We start from the raw sequence: 3,700 nt of genomic DNA on the forward strand, positions 1-3,700 counted from the left end.
TAGAGGGATGGCGTAAGCACCCGTTCTCTATTCCAGATCAGTAACTTACACCACGTCCGCCAACCCCATCCCATGCTCCCGGTGAATAAGACGGGTAAAACGGTTCAACTTTTAACAGTTGATTGCATTTTTCGAATATAGAATTCAGATAACTCATAATTAAGTAGTTATAAATAAATTATGAGATCGTGTAATTTCGCTTCCCCATCTCGCTCGAGATACCCGCGCCACGCGTTGAAAGAAATACAGTTGTCTCAACAGAAAGTTACCCACCAACGAAGCGGCAGAGTTCCAATGCCTGGAACGATTATCAAAGCCTTCAAATGGTTTTACAAGCTTGTGATTAGCGATGCCAGATCTTGATCGACGTGTTGCGTTTATTCGATTGGACTAGGCCAGTTCTTGACCATAATATCTTCGCTCAGTGGGCTGCAGAACAACGGAGACCTGACACTAACCTGCTTCTCCAGGAAAGATGAGAAACGCATGGTCACCATCGTCGGCATCGGCGGAACCCCTCGCGAGGGTTCAAGCACCGAGCGCGCATTGTCGCTCGTGCTCCGATCTGCAAGCGATCGCGGCGCGGCGGTCACTCTCTTTGGCGGACAAAAGCTTGCCAAGCTCCCGCTGTTCAACGCCGAGATGGCATCTCGTTCGCCAGAGCAGTTGGAACTGGTCGAAACGGCACGTCGAGCCGACGGTCGCCTAATCGCCAGTCCCGGATATCATGGCTCTATCTCGGGGCTTGTTAAAAACGGGCTCGATACACTGGAAGATCTCCGCGAGGATAAGAGGCCGTACCTGGACCGGCGGGCGGTGGGCTGCATCGTCAATGCCTTTGGCTGGCAGGCGTGCGGTACCACCTTGAGCGCGCTTCGATCCATCGTTCATGCCCTTAGGGGATGGCCGACGCCGTACGGAGCCACATTGAATAGTACCGACGGACTGTTCGATGATTTCGACGAGTGCAAGTCAACGCTCGCCGAATGGCAACTTACCACTGTCTCCGATCAAGTCTTACGATTTGCGCTGGCGCAGCCGATGAGCGTGTGCAGCCAAGGCTCTATCCCTGACCAGCACATTCATCACAAGTCGCTGCAGCTGAATGGAATTTAGCAGAGACGTTGCGGGGTTCGGTTCGGTTCGAAAGCCGCAAACAGCTCTTACGAGGAACGAGATCATGAACGTCTTAGCAAGCCGATCGGCTTTACGGAGCGATGGCCCAGCGCCTACCGTGGACTGCGAATTGCTGTCCATTGCCAAATCGCTTTCGCCTCTCGTGGAGCAAGAAGCGCTCACGACCGAGCGCGACGGCACATTGTCTCCCGCCGTCGTGGATGCTTTCAAGGAATCCAAGTTGTTCTGGATGCTTGTGCCTAAGGATCTAGGCGGGCTTGGCACCGATATCGTCACCTCGATCGAAGTGCTGGAGGAGGTGACCCGAGCGGATGGATCGAGCGGATGGTCGCTCATGGCCAATTCCGGTACGACCGCGGTTGCAGCCGCATATCTCGGAGAACGAGCGGTCGATGCGATGTTCGGCGGACGAGATCTGCCGATCGCAGCGGGAATGCTCGGTCCGGGCGGCCGTTCTGTCGAGGTAAGCGGGGGCTTTCAGGGAAGCGGCAAGTTCGCCTTTGGAAGCGGATGCGCCCATGCGGATTGGTTTGGTGCAGGCATGTTCGTGCTGGATGATGGAAAGCCGCGGCTTCTTGCAGACGGCACACCCGAGGTGCGGGTTTGTTTCGTTCCAAAGGAGCAGGTGAACATCCTCGGAGGCTGGGATGTAATGGGGCTGATCGGGACTGGAAGCTACGATTACGAGCTTCCCGACCAATTCATCGCCCGGGACTCGACTTTGGAACGGTCCTCGACGGAGCCGCTGCGGGGTGGCCCGGTGTTCGAGCTGGGCCTACCAGGGTTTGCATGCGCCGGCCATGCCGCCATGGCCCTCGGCCTGATGAAGCGGGCGCTTCAGGAAATTGCAAGAATTTCGTCCGCAAAGAAGCGGCCTGGATATCCATCCACTATTAGCGAATACCCGCTTTTCCTCAAAGAATTCGGCCTGAACGAGGCCGCCTATTGGGGCGCTCGCGCATATGTGCTCGACGTCTTTTCCGATGCGCAAGATACAGTGAATGCAGAACAGCCGTTATCACCGGAGCAACGCGCTCGCTTCCGTCAGTCCACCACCTGGCTGCACCAAGTCGCTGCCGACGTCGTAAGCTTCTGCCACCTCTGGGGAGGATCGGAATCGATCCGGAACCCGAGCGTCCTTGGGAGATGCTTGCGTGACATGTACGTTGCGACGCAACACGTATTCGTGGATCCTATTACCGTCGTGGATGCGACACGAGCGATTTTACCGCGATGGAACATATCGGAACATTAGGGCGCGTTTTAAGCATCAAACGAAGATGTTCGGCCATATTACTGCGATAAGGAATTTCGGAGCTTGGACCGAGAAGATGAGACTTGGTCGTGCCCCATAGCTCGTGGCACGAAAAGCGTTAATTCCAGGAGGAAAAGTCGTGCCCGCAATTGATCCCGCTCGTCCCCGCTTTGACCCCGAAGCTGTTCCGTATCAACTCCCGCAGCCCCCGGCGATGGCTTTGGAAGTCATAGCCAAGCAGGCGCTGGATCTAACGAACACTGCCGACTGGATCCCGCAAGCGGAAAATGTCTGGTTCAGGCCCCTCATTCTGAATGTTTCCCAGGGATATTACATCAATTTGCTTCGGGTGGCGCAGGCGGGAGTTCTGTCGCGCCATAGGCATTCCGGGCCCGTCCACGCCTTTACCCTTCAGGGACGCTGGCGGTATCTGGAACATGACTGGGTAGCCGAGGCCGGAGATTATGCTTTCGAGCCTGCCGGAGAAACGCATACGTTGGTGGTAGACGACGTCGGCGAGGACATGGTGACTCTATTCCACGTCACCGGTGGCTACACCTACGTTGACCCGCATGGCGGCGCGATGGGATATGAGGATGTCTTCACCAAGCTGGCTGCCGTCGAAAGCCATTTTTCCACGCTCGGTAAAGACGCTTCAGAGGTGCGTAGGTTTGTAAGATAAGTGATAGATGCCCTATCGTACGGCGTAAATCGGGCGGGAGAAAAAATAACGATTACGCCCGCCGTACATATCAGCCTGATGTCAGGTAATTCCCTGTTTTGACGAATAGAAATTTCACAAAGGATTCGCGACGTGGGCATCGTTGCCCTTACAATTTGCCTGAGACCCCAACGATATCCATCGCTTGAAACAGCAGGAATAGTTGGCGTCGAGCCCGGGGAGCCATTCCTTTTTCTGACATGGGTAGCGTCTAACCCTTCATCGGATCGGGATGAGAGTTTTCAGGCGGCCGCTTTGAGCGCGTCGAGCCGTTTCAGGCAGAGTTCTTCAATGCGGCTACGCAACACCTCTACGCGGTTGCCGATCTAGCCCAGTTCTTCGGCCGTGATGCGGTATTGCCACGAGTATCGCGCCTTCACATAGGCGGCGCGCAGCAGCTCGTAGCAGCGCCGTTCGAACTTGTTTGTGCCCGGCCACACATCGCGAAGCGTGGGCTCCAGTGCTTCGGTCTGCGACCGCAGCCGGTTCAAATTGTGCGTCTTGGGCGATTATGCCGTGCGGCAGGCTATGCCGACAGCGATGGGTTTTGCCCGGTGGGACGGACGTTTAGGCGGATTCTGCGCGGC

Annotated in this window: 4 protein-coding genes; 3 read left to right on the plus strand and 1 reads right to left on the minus strand. The window is 56.0% G+C overall.

Annotation, left to right across the window (positions count from 1 at the left end):
- The first annotated feature begins 486 nt into the window (after positions 1-486).
- The 3 genes from GGQ98_RS17890 (at position 487) to GGQ98_RS17900 (ending at position 3,074) form a co-directional block, all read left to right on the plus strand.
- Complete coding sequence (locus tag GGQ98_RS17890; protein ID WP_184072008.1) at positions 487-1,116, plus strand: NADPH-dependent FMN reductase; 630 nt, start codon at positions 487-489, stop codon at positions 1,114-1,116.
- A gap of 118 nt (positions 1,117-1,234) precedes the next feature.
- On the plus strand, positions 1,235-2,392 hold the full coding sequence (locus GGQ98_RS17895) for an acyl-CoA dehydrogenase family protein (protein WP_207791474.1): 1,158 nt from the start codon (positions 1,235-1,237) through the stop codon (positions 2,390-2,392).
- Positions 2,393-2,531: 139 nt separating this feature from the next.
- Positions 2,532-3,074 carry a 2,4'-dihydroxyacetophenone dioxygenase family protein gene (locus GGQ98_RS17900; RefSeq protein WP_207791475.1) on the plus strand — a complete coding sequence of 181 codons (543 nt, stop codon included), beginning with the start codon at positions 2,532-2,534 and terminating at the stop codon, positions 3,072-3,074.
- Between the two features lie 365 nt (positions 3,075-3,439).
- On the opposite strand, the gene GGQ98_RS17905 is transcribed toward GGQ98_RS17900, so the two are convergent.
- Positions 3,440-3,604 carry a hypothetical protein gene (locus GGQ98_RS17905; RefSeq protein ID WP_184072011.1) on the minus strand — a complete coding sequence of 55 codons (165 nt, stop codon included), beginning with the start codon at positions 3,602-3,604 and terminating at the stop codon, positions 3,440-3,442.
- Between the last annotated feature and the right edge of the window lie 96 nt (positions 3,605-3,700).

It is taken from the genome of Sphingosinicella soli (genome assembly GCF_014199685.1).
GTDB classification, from domain to species: Bacteria; Pseudomonadota; Alphaproteobacteria; order Sphingomonadales; family Sphingomonadaceae; genus Sphingosinicella; species Sphingosinicella soli.